This is a genomic window from Streptomyces mayonensis (genome assembly GCF_018982965.1).
GTDB lineage: Bacteria > Actinomycetota > Actinomycetes > Streptomycetales > Streptomycetaceae > Streptomyces > Streptomyces mayonensis.
Genome location: NZ_JACBYP010000028.1, coordinates 18,248 through 34,195, shown reverse-complemented (window position 1 = coordinate 34,195; position 15,948 = coordinate 18,248). Strand labels below are relative to the sequence as shown.

General features: G+C 71.5%; 10 protein-coding genes. 3 read left to right on the top strand and 7 right to left on the bottom strand.

From position 1 onward, the window contains the following. The first annotated feature begins 91 nt into the window (after positions 1 to 91). Positions 92 to 1,378, top strand: coding sequence for an LCP family protein (locus HZS56_RS13535; RefSeq protein WP_216720946.1), 1,287 nt, complete (start codon positions 92 to 94; stop codon positions 1,376 to 1,378). Between the two features lie 24 nt (positions 1,379 to 1,402). On the opposite strand, the gene HZS56_RS13530 is transcribed toward HZS56_RS13535, so the two are convergent. Further along, positions 1,403 to 2,914 (bottom strand): LCP family protein, encoded by a 1,512-nt coding sequence (locus HZS56_RS13530; RefSeq protein WP_444875599.1) that lies wholly within the window; start codon positions 2,912 to 2,914, stop codon positions 1,403 to 1,405. 172 nt (positions 2,915 to 3,086) lie between these two features. Between HZS56_RS13530 and HZS56_RS13525 the strand changes: the two genes are divergently transcribed. Next, positions 3,087 to 4,157, top strand: coding sequence for a glycosyltransferase family 2 protein (locus HZS56_RS13525; protein WP_216720944.1), 1,071 nt, complete (start codon positions 3,087 to 3,089; stop codon positions 4,155 to 4,157). Between the two features lie 36 nt (positions 4,158 to 4,193). Here the strand turns inward: HZS56_RS13525 and HZS56_RS13520 are convergent, their stop codons facing one another. From HZS56_RS13520 to HZS56_RS13495, 6 genes are all read right to left on the bottom strand, one after another. After that, positions 4,194 to 6,119 carry an LCP family glycopolymer transferase gene (locus tag HZS56_RS13520; RefSeq protein WP_253914199.1) on the bottom strand — a complete coding sequence of 642 codons (1,926 nt, stop codon included), beginning with the start codon at positions 6,117 to 6,119 and terminating at the stop codon, positions 4,194 to 4,196. Between the two features lie 97 nt (positions 6,120 to 6,216). Beyond that, positions 6,217 to 8,004 (bottom strand): LCP family protein, encoded by a 1,788-nt coding sequence (locus HZS56_RS13515; protein ID WP_216720943.1) that lies wholly within the window; start codon positions 8,002 to 8,004, stop codon positions 6,217 to 6,219. 204 nt (positions 8,005 to 8,208) lie between these two features. Beyond that, complete coding sequence (locus HZS56_RS13510; RefSeq protein WP_216720942.1) at positions 8,209 to 9,924, bottom strand: LCP family protein; 1,716 nt, start codon at positions 9,922 to 9,924, stop codon at positions 8,209 to 8,211. Positions 9,925 to 10,109: 185 nt separating this feature from the next. Next, positions 10,110 to 11,855 carry an LCP family protein gene (locus HZS56_RS13505; protein ID WP_216720941.1) on the bottom strand — a complete coding sequence of 582 codons (1,746 nt, stop codon included), beginning with the start codon at positions 11,853 to 11,855 and terminating at the stop codon, positions 10,110 to 10,112. Positions 11,856 to 12,105: 250 nt separating this feature from the next. Then, positions 12,106 to 13,299 (bottom strand): LCP family protein, encoded by a 1,194-nt coding sequence (locus tag HZS56_RS13500; RefSeq protein ID WP_374201140.1) that lies wholly within the window; start codon positions 13,297 to 13,299, stop codon positions 12,106 to 12,108. Between the two features lie 301 nt (positions 13,300 to 13,600). Further along, positions 13,601 to 14,365: a TIGR03089 family protein gene (locus HZS56_RS13495; protein WP_216720939.1), complete on the bottom strand. Its 765-nt coding sequence runs from the start codon at positions 14,363 to 14,365 to the stop codon at positions 13,601 to 13,603. Between the two features lie 140 nt (positions 14,366 to 14,505). Here HZS56_RS13495 and HZS56_RS13490 point away from each other — a divergent pair, with 140 nt between their 5' ends. Beyond that, complete coding sequence (locus tag HZS56_RS13490; protein ID WP_216720938.1) at positions 14,506 to 15,918, top strand: peptidoglycan recognition protein family protein; 1,413 nt, start codon at positions 14,506 to 14,508, stop codon at positions 15,916 to 15,918. The last annotated feature ends 30 nt before the right edge of the window (positions 15,919 to 15,948 follow it).

The window sequence follows — 15,948 nt, the reverse complement described above, 5'->3', positions numbered from 1 at the left end:
GTGTGATTTTGTGTCGGCTTCGCAACAGCGGTGCCCTGATTTTCCGACGACCCTTGTAACGCGGACCCTGCGGACCTGCACACTGGTCCGCATGAATGATTGGCCCGAGGGATGGTCCGGTGACAACCGCGGCAACGCGTACGGACGCGGCAGCGCGAGCGCACGGCCCGAGAGCGCCCGCGTGATGCGGCAGGTCCGCCGCGGCACGCCGCCGCCCGGCCCGGGCCAGGCGGCCCCGCCGTACGGCGGGGTGCCGCAACAGCCGTCGTACACCGACGGCCAGGGGCACGGCGGCGACGGGTACGACAGCGGTTACAACACCGGCCAGGTCTACGGTGGCAGCCCCGGCGGCCACGGACCCGGGCAGGGGCCCGGCGGCTACGACCCGGGGCGGCCCGCGCCGAACTGGCGCCGGCGGATCAAGTGGACCGCCATCACCGTGGTGACCGTGCTGGTCGTCACGACGGTGAGCACCTACTTCTGGGCCGACTCCAAGCTCAACCGCGAGGTCGACCTGTCCAAGGTCATCGAGCGGCCCGGAGCCGGCGAGGGCACCAACTACCTGATCGTCGGCTCCGACAGCCGCGAAGGCATGACCGACGACCAGAAGAAGGACCTGCACACCGGTGACGCCGAGGGCAAGCGCACCGACTCCATGATGATCCTGCACACCGGGGACAACGGCTCGACGCTGATCTCCCTGCCCCGCGACTCGGATGTGGAGATCCCGAGCTTCGTCGGCTCCGAGTCCGGCAAGGAGTACCCGGGCACGGGCCGGCGCACCAAGCTGAACGCCGCGTACGCCGAGGACGGCCCCGAGCTGCTGGTACGCACCATCGAGCACAACACCGGGCTGCGCCTGGACCACTACGTGGAGATCGGCTTCGCCGGCTTCGCGAACATCGTGGATGCGGTCGGCGGCGTCGAGATCGACATCCCGCAGGACATCAAGGACAAGAAGTCCGGCGCCGACCTCAAGAAGGGCAAGCAGACCCTGAACGGCGAGGAGTCCCTCGCCTTCGTCCGCACCCGGTACGCGCTGGCCGGCTCCGACCTGGACCGCACCAAGAACCAGCAGAAGTTCCTGTCGGCGCTGGCGAGCCAGGTGGCCACCCCCTCGACGGTCCTCAACCCGTTCAAGCTGTACCCGACCATGGGCGCGGGTCTGGACTCCCTCATCGTCGACAAGGACATGGGCCTGTTCGACCTGGCGAGCATGTTCTGGGCGATGAAGAGCGTCAGCGGCGGCGAGGGCACCTCGATGAACATGCCGATCTCGGGCAGCGTCGGCGGCAACCTCAAGTGGGACGACGCGAAGGTGAAGCAGCTCGTCGAGGAGCTGAAGGAGGACAAGGCGGTCACCGTCTCCGCCGACTGAGCCGGCAGGACCGCTGTCCCGTCCTCACCGCTCGCCGCAGGTCACCTCGTCGCCGCGCACCACCGTGCCCGGCTCCCTCGGCGGGTCGGCCGGCGTCACCTTCACGACCTTCTCGTAGTCGGCGCCCGCGATCACCTTCAGGGTCGCCCCCTGCCCCTCGACCGGCTTCAGCTCGCTGCCGGGCAGGGCGGCGGCCAGCGACTTCGCCGACCGGTCCCAGCGGGGGTCGTAGGCGACCACGGTCCGCTCGACCGCCCGGTCGGTGGCGTTGCGCGGCGCCCTGGTGGTGCCGAACCCGGTCGCGGCCAGAGCGTCGTCAACCTTCTTGCCGAGCCCGGCGGTGCGGGTGCCGTTCTCCACCTGGACCCGGATCTGCTGCGGGTCCACCGGGACCCGCACCGGCGCCGGGCCCTTGCGCTCCGGCTTCGGCGCGGCCAGCGGCTCGTCCTGGCGCAGGGCGTCGAAGATCCGCTCCGACTTCGCCGGGTCCCACTTCAGGGTCGAGCCGACGCCCTTCACGGCGTAGCCCATCTGCCCGATCGGCACCGTGGTGAACTCCGAGGACGACGGCGAGAAGTCCCGCATCGCCCGCCCCAGCGTCAGCAGCTCGTCGGTCCCGAAGCCCTGGTCGGCGCGGACCGAGCCCAGGACGGCGCGCGTGACGTCCCGGAACTTCAGCGGGTTCAGCAGGATCCCCGACGAGGTCGCCCGGTCGATCAGGGCGGCCAGGAAGCGCTGCTGGCGCTGCATCCGGCTCAGGTCCGAGGCGCCGTCGAGATGACGGGCCCGCACGTACTGCAGCGCCTGCCCGCCCTTCAGCGTGTGGCTGCCGGCCGGCAGGTCGAGCCCCGTGTAGCTGTCCTTGAGCGGTTCGACGGTGCAGATCTTCACACCGCCGAGGACGTCCACCGTCTTCATGAAGCTGGTGAAGTCCACCTCCAGGTAGTGGTCGATCTTCACGCGGGTCATGTTCTCCACGGTGCGGATCGTCAGCTGCGGGCCGCCCTCGGCATAGGCCGCGTTCAGCTTGATCGGGTGCCCCTTGTGCTGCTCGCCGGTGGTGCGGTCGGTGTGGCCCGGCGTCTCGGCGTACGAGTCGCGCGGCAGGCTGACCACACTGGCGCGCTCCCGGTCCTCCGAGATGTGCACGATCATGATCGTGTCGGTGCAGTGGCAGGGCGCGCCGCCCAGCTTGTACGCGCGCCGCTGCTCCTCGCTGATGTCGTCCCGGCCGTCGGTGCCGACCATCAGGACGTTCATGCCGTCGCCCGCCCGGGGCCGGTTCTTCATGTCCTTGAAGGCGTCGACCCGCGAGATGTCCGAGTCCAGACCCGAGAGCACCGCGTGCCCGATCCCGGCGGAGGCCAGCACCACCACCGACAGCGCGGTCACCGCCCGCACGGCCCAGCGCGGCTTCCTCCGCCGAACGGGGGGCCTCGGCGCCCGCCCGGAGGGCCGGGAGCCGCCGTGTCCGCGCGGCGGGCCGCCGCGGGGCGACGAGGCCGGGACCCGGGGGGAGCGGGGCGGCGTGGGCAAGGTGACACCTCCGCGGGGACGGGCCCCGGGCGCGAGACCGCGGGGCCGGACGTGGGATCCATGGGCCGGACGTGGGATCCGTGAGCACCGTAGGCCCATAGGATCTGCTGCCCGGGACTGCGACCCCCGCGGCGCGCACCCGTGTCCCCCGTTCGCGGTAACGTGAGCACCGATGAACGCCAAGTCCGACGTGCGGCTGCCCGCCGTTTCCGTGATCATGCCCGTCCTCAACGAGGAGCGGCACCTGCGCGGCGCCGTCCGCGCCATTCTCGCCCAGGAGTACTCCGGCGAGATGGAGATCGTGATCGCCCTCGGTCCCTCCGCGGACCGTACGGACGAGATCGCCGCCGAACTCGTCCGTGAGGACCCCCGCGTCCACACCGTGCCGAACCCCACCGGCCGCACGCCGGCCGCGCTGAACGCCGCTATCAAGGCCTCGCGCCATCCGGTCGTCGTCCGCGTCGACGGCCACGGCATCCTGTCGCCCGGGTACATCGCCACGGCCGTACGGCTCCTCGAGGAGACCGGCGCGCAGAACGTGGGCGGCGTCATGCACGCCGAGGGCGAGAACGCCTGGGAGGACGCCGTCGCCGCCGCGATGACATCGAAGATCGGCGTGGGCAACGCGGCCTTCCACACCGGCGGCGACGCCGCCCCGGCCGAGACGGTCTACCTCGGCGTGTTCCGCCGCGAGGCGCTGGAGCGGCAGGGCGGGTACAACGAGGAGTTCATCCGCGCCCAGGACTGGGAGCTGAACTTCCGCATCCGCGAGGCCGGCGGCCTGATCTGGTTCTCGCCCGAGCTGCGGGTGTCCTACCGGCCCCGGCCGTCCGTGCGGGCGCTGGCCAAGCAGTACAAGGACTACGGCCGCTGGCGCCATGTCGTCGCCCGCTACCACTCGGGCTCCATCAACCTGCGCTACCTCGCCCCGCCGACCGCCGTGTGCGTCATCGCCGCCGGCATCGTGGTGGGCGCCGCGCTGACCCCGTGGGGCTTCGCGGTACCCGGTGCCTACCTGGCCGCGATCGTCGCCGGGTCGGTCCCGGCGGGCAAGGGGCTCGGGCTGAAGGCGCGGGCGCAGATCCCCGTCGCGCTGGCCACCATGCACATGTCCTGGGGCTGGGGCTTCCTGGCCAGCCCCAAGGCGCTGGCCAGGAAGGTCATCGCCTCCCGGCGCCCGGCCGTCCTGCCGGACGCGGACGTGGATGTGGACGTCGACACGGACGCCGCGGGAACGCGCTGACGTCCGTCGCGCCTCCTCCGGGGCGGACGACGCGGCTCAGGACCAGGTGAACGACGGGTCCACCTGCATGCAGGCGTCGTCGTCGGCGCCGTTGAGGGCCTCGGCCGACTCCGGGGTCTCGTCGTCGGCCTCGGGCGCCTTGTACGCCTCGCCCTCGCGCCAGTCGGCACCCACGACGAGCGTGACGCCGGAGACCTCCGTGGACCGCACCACCGAACTCGCCGGGATCCCCAGGGAGTCGGCCACGCGCCGCGCGTCGCCCTCCAGGTCGGCGCTCGGGTAGCGGACGACCGTGCGGTCCTCGCTCGGCAGCACCGAGGGGTCGGCGACGGCCTTGGCGAAGCCCTGCTCGACCAGGAGCCCGGCGACCGTGTTCGCGCGTCCGGGCGCCGCGCGCAGCTCGTCGGTGCGGGTGCCGTTGCGGACCTGGACGGCCATCTCGTCGTCGGGGGCCGCCGGGTCGGCCGGGGCCGCCGGCTCGGGGTCGGGCTTCTTCTTCGCGTCCTTGCCGTCCAGCGCGATGTCCTCGCGGACCAGCCGGAAGAGCTGCTCGGCGTCCTCGGTCGGCTCGACGCGGGCGCCGACGTACCGGTTGGGCATCGTGGTCATGGTGATGCGCTCGGGCTTCACCCTGCGCAGCTCGTCGCTGAGGTCGTACAGCTTCTTGACGGTGTCCAGGCCCGGGTCGACGGTGAGGGCCGCGGTGGCCTCCTCGGCGAGCCTGCGCAGCTTGTTCGGGTTGCCCAGGGTCGCGTTCTCGCGCAGCGTGCGGACCATCGAGTTGAGGTACATGTGCTGGGCCTTGGCCCGCGCCAGGTCGCTGCCGTCCTCGAAGCCGTAGCGTGTGCGCAGCCACTGCAGGGCCTGCTCGCCCTTGACCGGGTGCGTGCCCTTCTCGAGTTTCAGGCCGGAGCCGTGGCCCTGGCCGTCGCGGGAGTGGATGTTGGCGTCCACGCAGACCGGGACGCCGCCGACGGCGTCCGCCATGGACACCACCCCCGCGAAGTCGACCATGACGAAGTGGTCGATGTGGATGCCGGTCAGCTCCTGCCAGGTGGCCACCGTGCAGCCGGGGCCGCCGTGGCCGAGGCTCTGGTTGGTCATCACCCGGCCCTCGCTCGCCGGGTGGACCTCGCCGTCGTCCGGGTCGGTGCACTTGGGTATCTCGACCAGGGTGTCGCGCGGCATGCTGACCACCGACATGTTGCTGCGGTCCGCGGACAGGTGCACCAGCATCTGCACGTCCGCCAGCGGAGTGGAGCCGAACGTCTCGCGGGCGCCGCCCAGTTGCTGGTTCTCCTTGCTGTCCCGGGCGTCCGAGCCGATGACGAGGATGTTCAGCGGGGTCTGCCCGGCCGCGTTCGGGGTCGGTGCGGCGATCTTGTTGTCGCCCAGGTTCAGGGCGTCCCGCTGGATGTTGCCGTTGAGGTGCTCGTAGTAGAGGTAACCGGCGCCGGCCAGGCAGACCAGCAGCGCGGCCAGGGCCACCGCGGTCCACTTCAGGACACGGCGGACCCTGCGCGGGCCACGGCCGCGGGCCCCGCCGGCACCCCGGTCGCGGGTCTCCTTGCGGGCTTTCCCGTCGGTTGCCTTGCCGGGAGTCGCGCTGGCCTTCCCGTCGGCTTCTTTGGCGGGCGTGCCGTCGGTTGTCTCGTCGGTTGCCTTGCTGGGAGTCCCGTCGGCTTCCCCGTCGGCTTCTTTGGCGGGAGTGCCGTCGGTTGCGTCGTCGGTTGCCTCGCCGGGAGTCGCGACGGCCTTCCCGTCGGCTTCCTTGCCGGGAGTGCCGTCGGTTGCCTCGCCGGGAGTCCCGTCGGCTTCCCCGTCGGGCGTCCCACCGGTGGGCCCGCTGCCGCGGGTGCCGCCGACAGCGTTGTCGTCGGTCCCCCGTGCGGCCCCCGCACGCTCCGGGGCGTCCGGTCCGCCCTCCCGCGTGTCCTCCCCCTGCACACTGCCTCGCGTCATGTCCGCGTCCCTCTCCCCACCCCCGCGCCACCGCACGGGCCCGTCGCCGCCGTGTAAGACGCGCGACGGGCCCTCCAGGTCAACTGGACCCTTCAGGTCAACTGGCGCACAGTTTCTGGTCCGCCGTGGACGCGCTGTCCAGCTCCGGCTTCTTGACGGAGGAGGCGCCGATCTTGACGCCGGCGCCCCTGAAGTCCTTGCCGAGGGTGAGGGTCATGGTGGGCAGGCCCTGGGAGTTGGTGACGCTGTCGCCGGGCTGCATGGCGGCGCCGGACAGGCCGAGGATCTCGGCGAGGGCGCGGGCCTGGTCGGCCTGGCCGGTGTCGTACTCCAGGGTGGTCCTGTCGACCTCTGCGGGGGCGTTGCCCGCGTTCTCTGACTTCGTGACGCCGGCGTCCGTCTGGAGGTAGGACAGCTCCTGCTGGGCGCTGCCTGCGGGGGCTCCGCCGTTCATGACGCGGACCCGGACCTCGCCGGGCTCGGACTTCTCGCCCTTGAGGCGGGCGGCGACGGCCGCCTTCTCCTTCTTCTCCTTCTGCTCGACCTCGGTGAAGGAGATGTCGTTCTTGATCATGTCGAAGACCTGGGGCGCCTTGGCCTCGTTCGGGACCACGGTCGCCTTGACCTTCTCGGCGGGGTTGTCGAGCACCGGCACCGTGGTGAACGTGATGTTCTTCGGCGGCACCTTCTTCAGCTCCAGGGCCACGTCCTTGAGCGTGCCCACGTTGCCGATGGCCTTGTCCACGGTGAGTGCCTCGGTCGCGGCCTCGGCCAGCTTCACCAGCTTGGTGGGGCTGGTGAGGGTGTCGCCGGAGGACATCTTCCGCATGAGCGAGCCGAGGAACTGCTGCTGCACCTTGATCCGGTCCAGGTCGCCCTCGTTGCCGAAGGCGTGCCGGGTGCGGACGAAGGCGAGGGCCTGCTCGCCCTTGACCGTGGACTCGCCCGCGGGAAGCGTGAGATGGGACTTCGGGTCGTCCACGGCGTGCTCCACGCAGACGTCCACGCCGCCGACCGCGGTGGTCAGCGTCTTGACCGCGTTGAAGTCGGCCATCATGAAGTGGTCGGGCTTGATGCCGGTCGTCTCCGTCACCGTGCGCATCGCGCAGCCCGCGTCCCGGCCGAGGTCGCCGAGGCTCTGGTTGAAGCGGACGCCCGAGGTACCGGGGATGATCTCCGTCGACCCGTCCTCCTGCGTGGTCTCGCAGTCGGGGATGTCCACGATCATGTCGCGGGGGATACTGAGGGCGGTCGCGTTGGAGCGGTCCTTGGCCACGTGCAGCAGGATGTTCGTGTCCGCGTGCCCGGCGCTGCCCTTGTCGCCGTAGCCCTCGTTGCCCTCACCGGTGCGCTTGTCGGTGCCGATGATGAGGATGTTGAAGGCCTCGTCCTTCTTGAAGCTGCTGCTTCCGGCGGTGCCGACGTCCGTCGTCGAGACGTTGCCCTCGAGGTGCTTGAGGTAGAGGTAGCCGCCGGCGCCTGCGGCGAGGACGACGAAGGCCATGGTGCCGCCGGTCCACAGCAGTACCTTCTTGCCCTTCGACCTCTTCTTCTCCGGGCGGCGTCCGCGCCGCCCGGGCACCGGCTCCTCGGGTGCCGTCCGGCGCCGCCGCTGCGGCGGGACCTCGCGGCCGGGGGCGTCCGTACGACGACGCGCGGTGCCGGGGCCGTCCTGGTGGCCGGTGTCGCCCGGTGCCCCGGGAGAGCCAGGTGCCCCGGGAGAGCCGGGGGCGCCTCTGCGAGGGCCGGGCACGGGTGACTGGGGCGCGGATGACTGCGGAGCGGAAGGAGGGAGTCGCAGTTCGTATTCGCCAGTGCGCGGATTGAGTACCCACTGGTCTGCGGGATCCACGTCGTCTGCCCGCCCACGTCCTTGCGCGTCCACGGTCTCCCAATCCTCCGTCGGGGCCACGCGGCACCTTCGGTGGAAGGCGCACGGTAAAGGGTCAACAAGTGCACGACGCCAGGGCTGAGCTCGCGGCCGGGGCACTGGAGCGCTCACACTATCCGCCCGGTTCGGCGTCGAACGACTCCGGTGTCACATTCGACACCCCTACATCAGGGCAATCTCTCCTATTTTCGTGAACTCCTACCATCGGTAGGGTTCGTAGACCTCCATGCACTTGTCGGTCTCCGAGCCGTTGAGGGCGTCGCTGTCCTCCGGCAGGTCTCCGGCCCCCGGCGTCCGCTGCTCCGGGTAGGACGTGCCCGAGCGCCAGTCCGCTCCCACCACGAGCGTGATCCCGGACACGTCGGTGGACCTGCGCACCGAACTCGCCGGAATCCCCAGCGCCTCGGCGACGCGTCGCGCGTCGCCCGCCAAGTCGTCGCTCGGGTAGCGGACCGTCGTCCTCTCCTCGGCGCGCGCGGCCGAGGCGTCGGTCGTCGTCCCCGTGAAGCCCTTCTCCACCAGCGTCCCGGCGACCGCGCCGGCGCGGCCCGTGACCGGCCCGAGGGTCGCCGAGCGGGTGGCGTTCTGCACGACGACGTCCATCTCGGCGTCGGCGGCCGGCTCGTCGGAGGACCCCTCCCCGGCGCCCTGCCCCCGGCCTTCACCGTCCTTGCCGTCCTTGTCCCCCTGGCCGGTCTCGCCGCTCGTGCTGCCCTTGCCGCTCGTGCCGCCCTTGTCGTCGAAGGCCACGTCGTCGCGGAGCATCGCCCACATCGCGTCCGCGCCGGCGGCCGGCAGCAGGTGGTTCGCGTCCTGCTGGTCCTGGACGGTGGGGATCGTCGTCATCGTGATGCGGTCGGTGGGCACCGTCTTCAGCTGCATGCCCAGGTCGTACAGCTTCTTGACGGTGCCGATCTCCTCGGAGACCTTCAGCGACCTCGTCGCGGACTCGGCCAGGCCCATGAGCCGGCCGGTGTCGGTGAAGGCGTTCTGCTGCTTCAGCGTGCGGATCATCGAGTTCATGTACATGTGCTGGGCCCGGGCCCGCAGCGGGTCGCTGCCCCACGCGTGCCGGGTGCGCAGCCACTGGAGCGCCTCCTCGCCCTGCACCTTGTGCGAGCCGGCCGTCAGCTTCAGACCGGAGCCGCCGGGCACGCCGGGCAGCGGGCGGTCCCACACGTTCTGGTTCACGCAGACCTCGACCCCGCCGACGGCGTCCGCCATCGAGACCACGCCCGCGAAGTCGATCGTCATCCAGTGGTCGACGTAGACACCGGTGAGGTTCTCCCAGGTGGCCAGGGTGCAGCCGGGGCCGCCGCGGGCGAGCGACTCGTTGATGATGGCGTTGGCCGCCGGGAACTTCTCCCCGGTGCCGGGGTCCTTGCACGCCGGGATGTCGACCCGGGTGTCGCGGGGGATGCTCACCACCGCGGCGCTCTTGCGGTCCGCGGCGAGGTGGATCAGCATCTGCACGTCGCCCAGCGGCGGACTGTCGCGGTGGTTCCTGCCGCCGCCCAGCGCCACGTTGGCGTCGGAGGCACGGCTGTCGGAACCGATCAGCAGGATGTTCAGGGGCGTCTGGCCGGCCGCGTTCGGCTCGGTCCGGTGCGCCTTCGAGTCGCCGCTGCTGCGTTCGCCCTTCTGGAGGTTGCCGTTGAGGTGCTCGTAGTAGAGGTAACCGGCGCCGGCGGTGCCGAGTATGAGGACCGCGAGGGTCGTCGCCGACCAGCGCAGCGCCCGGTGCCGGCGCCCGCCCCGGCGTGGTGCGGGCCGTCTGCCGCCCCCGCCCGGCGGCTCCCGGCGCCCCGCCGTGTCCCTGCCGCCCCCGTCCGGCCCGCCACGGATGTCGCTGCCGCGGGTGGGACGGCCGGCCTCCGGTCGCGTTCCCTCCTCGTGCACACTGCCCTGCGTCATGTCCTTCTCCCACCCTGGGCCTGCGGACGTGCCCCCTGCGCGTGACCTGGTCGCACAGTTGGACGTACGGAGCCCCGTGTTGGCTGTACGGCGATGCCGACGGATTGTTCGCCGGTGGACCTTCCATCAGTGGACGGTTGACCGATGGACTGCCGTACTGTCAGACGTGCTCGGGGCCGCTCAGGTCACTTCGCGCACTCGACCTTGTCCGCCGTGGACTTCTGGACGTCCTCGGGCGCCTTTCCGGAGGAGGCGTCGAGCTTGATGCCGGCGCCCTTGAAGTCCTTGGCGAGGGTGAGGGTCATGGTGGGCAGGCCCTGGGAGTTGGGAGGGCTTTCGCCGGGCTTCATGGCGGCGCCGGACAGGCCGAGGATCTCGGCGAGGGCGCGGGCCTGGTCGGCCTGGTCGGGGGCGTACTCCAGGGTGGTCCTGTCGATGTCCTCGGCGGCGGTGCCCGCGTTCTCGGACTTGGTGACGCCCGCCTCGTTCTGGAGATAGGTCAGCTCCCGCCCCGCGCTGCCGTCGGAGGCGCCGCCGTTCAGAACGCGGACCCGGATCTCGCCGGGCTCGGACTTCTCGCCCTTGAGCCGGGCGGCGTCGGCCGCGTCCTCCTTCTCCTTCTGCTGCTTCTCCTTCTCCTTGACCTCGGTGAAGGAGACGTCGTTCTTGATCATGTCGAAGACCTGCTGGGCGGAGCCCTCCTTCAGCACGACCGTGGCCGCGACCTTCTCGGCCGGGTTGTCCACCACCGGCACCGTGGTGAAGGTCAGGTTCTTGATGTTGAGCTTGCCCAGCTCCAGACCCAGGTCCTTCAGCTTGGTGATGCTGTCCAGCTGGGAGTCGACGGTCAGCGCCTCGGTGCCCGCCTCGGCCAGCTTCACCATCTTCGACGGGCTGGTGAGCGTGTCGTTGGACTTCAGCTTGCGCATCAGTGCGCTGAGGAACTGCTGCTGTATCTCGATCCGGCTCAGGTCGCCGCCGAAGCCCACGGAGTGCCGGGTGCGCACGAAGGCGAGGGCCTCCTCGCCCTCGATGGTGTGCTTGCCCGCCGGCAGCTTCAGGTGCGAGTCGGGGTCGTCGATGTCCTTCGCCAGGCACACCTCGACCCCGCCGACCGCAGAGGTCAATGTCTTGACCGCGTTGAAGTCGGCCACCATGAAGTTGTCCGGCGTGACGCCCGTCAGCTCGGTGACGGTGCGCATGGTGCAGCTGGGCGTACGTTCGCTCTGGCCGAGGCTGGTGTTGAAGCGGACCTCGGACTCGCCGGGGATCACCTTCGTCGACCCGTCCTCCTGCGTGGTCGGGCAGTCGGGCACGTCGACGATCAGGTCGCGGGGGATGCTGAGGGCGGTCGCGTTGGAGCGGTCCTTGGACACGTGCAGCAGGATGTTCGTGTCGGCGTGGCCGGCGCTGCCGTTGTCGCCGTAGCCCTCGTTGCCGTCGCCGGTGCGCTTGTCGGTACCGATCAGCAGGATGTTGATCGCCTTGTCCTTCGAGAAGCCGCCGGTGCCGGCGCCGTCGTCGGACACGGACTGGATGTTGTCGTTGAGGTGCTGCAGATACAGGTACCCGCCGACGCCCGCGGCGAGGACGACGAAGGCCATGGTGCCGCCGGTCCACAGCAGGATCCGCTTGCCCCTGGACTTCTTCTTCGCCGGCCGCCGGCGGCTGCGCCGTCCCGGCGGCTCCTCCTCGGGCGTCGCGCGGCGCCTGCGGGACGCGGGCACCTCGCGGTCCGCATGGTCCGCACGGCCGCCGCGGCCGGGTGCCGGTGTCGGTGCCTCGGCGGGTGCGGCCCGGCGGGGGCGCGGGACCGACGACTGCGGTGGGGGAGGGGTCAGTCGCAGTTCGTAATCGCCGGTGTCCGGATTGAGCACCCACTGGTCTGCGGGGTCGATGTCATCTGCCCGCCCACGGCCTTGCGCGTCCACGGTTGTCCGAATCCTCCGTCGGGGCCACGCGGCGCCCTCCCCTATAGGCGCCCGGTCTTGCTCACTCGGTGCGCGCCCCCGAAGCACAACTCCGCGACAGGGCACGCCGGATCAGTCACACTAACCGCCAGGTTCGGTGCGGGGCGACGACAGTGACGCATTCCACGAACCTTACAACTGGGCAATACGGCGCATTCCTTGGACAATTGTCCGCGCGTTCGTGCCCGTCCCGCCGTTCTCGGAATGCGTTTTACTCGCAGACGTCTTCGTCGGCGGTGTTCCCGCTGAAGGTCGGTGCCGGGGATTCGGCCCCGCCGGGATCACCGGAATTCCCGCTACCGGCGCCCGAGTTGCTCCGGGGTGCCGCGATCGTCACGGGTTCGTCCATCCGCAGGCGGGCGAAGAGCTTCTCGGCGTCGGGCTGCACGAGCTGGTCACGATTGGGGTTTCCTGTGTACGACTCCCGGGGGACGGTCAGGAATTGCACGCGTTCAGTGGGAATGTCGCGCAGGCCGCGTACGAGGTCGTACAAACCACGCAGACTCGCCAGATTCGGGTCGGTGGTGAGCGACGACGTGGCCGCGTCCAGAACGGGGTACAGCTTCACCGGATTCAGCAGTACGCCATTGCTCTGCGCCTTGTTCACGAGCGCTCCCAGAAAGCGCTGCTGCCGGTCCATCCGGTCGGTGTCGCTGCCGTCGCCGAGCGACTTGCGGGCCCGGACGTAGCCGAGGGCCTGCTCGCCGTCGAGTGTCACCCGGCCCGCGGGCAGTCTGAGGGCGGCGTCCTTGTCGTCGACCGGTTCGCGCAGGCACACCTCGACGCCGTCGAGTGCGTCGACCATCTCCTTGAAGCCCTGGAAGTCGACGACCACGTGGTGATCGAGCCGGATGCCGGTCAGCTTCTCCACCGTACGGATCGAGCACGCCGAACCGCCCACGGCGAAGGCGGAGTTGAACTGAGCGAAGGTGGGCCCGGCGAGTGACCCGTCCGGGCGGTGGCAGCCGGGGACGTCGACCATGAGGTCGCGGGGGAGGGAGACGGCGGTGGCGCTGTCCCGGCCCGCGGCCAGGTGCAGCAGGATCGTGGTGTCCGAGCGCTCGGTCCCGGAGTCCCGGCCGTAGCGCCCGTTGCCGTCGCCGGAGCGCGAGTCCGAACCGATCAGCAGGATGTTCTGCGCGCCGCGGACCCGCGCGGTGGGCCGCTCCTTCTCGTACCGGGCCAGCTCGGCGGCCGCCGCCTCGTCCGCCGTGATGTTGCCGCTCAGCTTCGCGTACACCGCCCAGCCGGCACCCGCGGCACCCGCGGCCAGGACGACGACGGCGATCCCCGCCGCCACCAGCCGCCGCCTGCGACGCCGGCGCCGCAACCCGCCGCCGCTCGCGGACGCGCCCACCCCGGGTCCCAGCACCCCGCGGTCCCGCCTACCCGCGTCCTTCCCCACGACCGACTCCGTCCCACGCCCGAGCGCTGGTACGACCATGCCCCGGGCCCGGGACGGAGACAGAACGGAACTGCGCCGAACGGGTCACGGGTCCCTGGCCTCCCCCGGTCTCCCTCGGCCTCCCCTGGTCTCCCCTCGGCCGCGGACAGCCGACGCCGGGCTCCGCTCCCGCTTCAGCCCCTGCGCGGGGTGCGGGGGTGCGGGGGTGCGGAGGCGCGGGGTGCGAAGTACGGGCTGCGGGCTGCGAAGCCCGGAGTGCGGAACCCTGCGCGGTATCCCGCGCGGAAACCTGCCGGGAAGCTCACCGCGCCACGGCCGACACCCGCTCCGTCTCGATCCGCCGGTCGACCACGTCCGCCCCGGCCTGCTCCAGATGCCGGCACAGCACCACCGACCCCCCGCTCGCGAGCGGCCCGTACAGCCCCGCGCTCAACCCCTCCCACGTGTCGTACGGCAACGCCGACAGGATCCGCGCGCCCGGCCCCGTGAGTCCCAGCCCCGACGCCTCCGCCCGGGCCCGCTCCACGACCTCGGCGCCACTGAACTCCCGCCCGGCCACGATCAGCGCCGGAGCCTCCGGCTCCACCGGCGCGTACGGCACGAAGCGGTCGCCCTGTCCCGGCACCTCCACCGCGTAGTCGGCGAAGCCCTCCGGCGCGTGCGGCGCGAACCGCCCCCCGAGCGGTCGCAGCGCCAGCGCGATCCGGGGGCCCGAGCAGGCCCGCGCCGCCTCCAGCGCCTCCGGCGAGGGTCCGCTCACGACGACGTCCGCCGCCGCCGGATCCCCCGACACGTCGGCCACGACCCCCACCGACGCGCACGCCAGCAGCCACACCGCCGTCTGCCAGTGCGCGGGCAGCAGCAGCGCGACCCGGTCGCCGGGTTCGACGGACAGTTCGTCCTGGAGCAGGTTGGCCGTCTTGGCCACCCAATTGGCGAAGGTGGCGACGGAGAGTTCGACGCGTTCGCCGGTGGCGTCGTCGTAGAAGGTCACCAGGGGGCGTTCCGAGTCGGCGGCGAGCGCGGAACTCAGCAGGTCGGCGGGGGTGCGGTTGGTCGCGTTCACCCGGGCAAGCGTACGCGGCCCCCGGCGCGCGCACCGGGTGGACGGAGCGCCGCACCACCACCGAAACGGACGAGGGCGACCCGACGGCCCGTCAGGTCCCAAATAGACATATCTGTCTGACTGTGTCCAGGATCAGGGGCATGCGTGGATTCCTTGCTTCCTCGATCGGTGTCACGTGTGCGACGGCCCTGGCCGTCCCGCTCACCCCGCCCGCGGCGGCGGCCACCTCCGCGCCCCCGGCCCCGCCGCCTCCCACCCGCACAACGGCACAGCCCGGTCCCGAAGTCCCCGGCAGCACCCGCTCGCTGCCCCTCGCCCCCCTCACCGCCGACCGCGCGCCCGGCGCCGCGTCCCAGGGCCTGCCCCGCCGGGACGTACGTAAGTTCTCGCTGGTCGGCATCGTGTGGGACGACGCCGGTGCCGAACTGCACGGCAGGGTCGAGGTCCGTACCCGCGCGACCGCCACCGGAACCTGGTCGCACTGGCAGCGGTTGGAGACCCACAACGCCGACCACGCGGCCGACCCCGGCACCGCCGAGAGCGACTCCGGCCGGGTCCGCGGCGCCACCGCACCGCTGTGGGTGGGCGAGTCGGACGGGGTGGAGGTGCGTGTGCGGGCGGAGGGCGCAGCCGAAGCGTCCCGGACCGCCGCCTCCCCGCTCCCCGCCGGCCTGCGCCTCGAACTCGTCGACCCCGGCAAGGGCGCCACCCCCGTGACCGTCCCCCCGGCGCCGGCGAAGGGGCGGCCGCGCGCCACCGCCCCGGCCGCCGAAGCGGCCACTGGAGGGGCCGTCGGAGGGACCACCCAAGGGGCAGCTGAAGCGACCGCCGTGTCCCGCGCCAACGTGGGCCAGGCACCCCTCGGCGCCACCGAGATCCCGGCCCTGAGCCGGTCCGAGACCGTGGCCGGACTCGCGGCGCGGCACGGGGCGAGCCCGCGGAGCCCGCACGTCGGTGCCCGCCCGAAGATCACCACACGCCGCGGCTGGGGCGCCGACGAGCAGCTGCGCGAGAAGGGGTTCGTGTACACGAAGAAGGTCAGGGCCGCCTTCGTGCACCACTCGGCCACCGGCAACAACTACCGCTGCTCGCAGGCGCCGTCGGTCATCCGCAGTATCTACCGCTACCACGTCAGGAGCACGGGCTGGCGGGACCTCGGCTACAACTTCCTCGTCGACAGGTGCGGGCAGATCTACGAGGGCCGGGCCGGAGGAGTGTCCAAGCCGGTACTGGGCGCCCACACTCTGGGGTTCAACTCCGACAGCATGGGCATCGCCGTTCTCGGCACGTACAGCGACGGCGAGCCGTCGGCGGCGGCCCTGAAGGCGATCGCCCGGCTCACCGCGTGGAAGCTCGGGCTCTACGGGATGAATCCGAACGGCAAGACATACCTGAAGTCCGGAGGTGGCAATCTCTACCGAAAAGGCAAGAAGGTACGACTGAACGTCATCTCCGGTCACCGCGACGGCTTCGCGACGAACTGTCCCGGCCAGAAGCTCTACGGCAAGCTCGGCACGAGCCGCTCGAAGGCGGCGCAGTACCAGGGCCGCTGAGCGCGGGACACCGCACGGCCAATCGAGGGC

What these genes read in the sequence shown, in the direction of transcription:
- HZS56_RS13490 (WP_216720938.1), top strand. Translation starts at nt 14,506, where the DNA reads ATGCGTGGATTCCTTGCTTCCTCGATCGGTGTCACGTGTGCGACGGCC.
- HZS56_RS13525 (WP_216720944.1), top strand. Translation starts at nt 3,087, where the DNA reads ATGAACGCCAAGTCCGACGTGCGGCTGCCCGCCGTTTCCGTGATCATG.
- HZS56_RS13535 (WP_216720946.1), top strand. Translation starts at nt 92, where the DNA reads ATGAATGATTGGCCCGAGGGATGGTCCGGTGACAACCGCGGCAACGCG.
- HZS56_RS13510 (WP_216720942.1), bottom strand. Translation starts at nt 9,924, where the DNA reads ATGACGCAGGGCAGTGTGCACGAGGAGGGAACGCGACCGGAGGCCGGC.
- HZS56_RS13520 (WP_253914199.1), bottom strand. Translation starts at nt 6,119, where the DNA reads ATGACGCGAGGCAGTGTGCAGGGGGAGGACACGCGGGAGGGCGGACCG.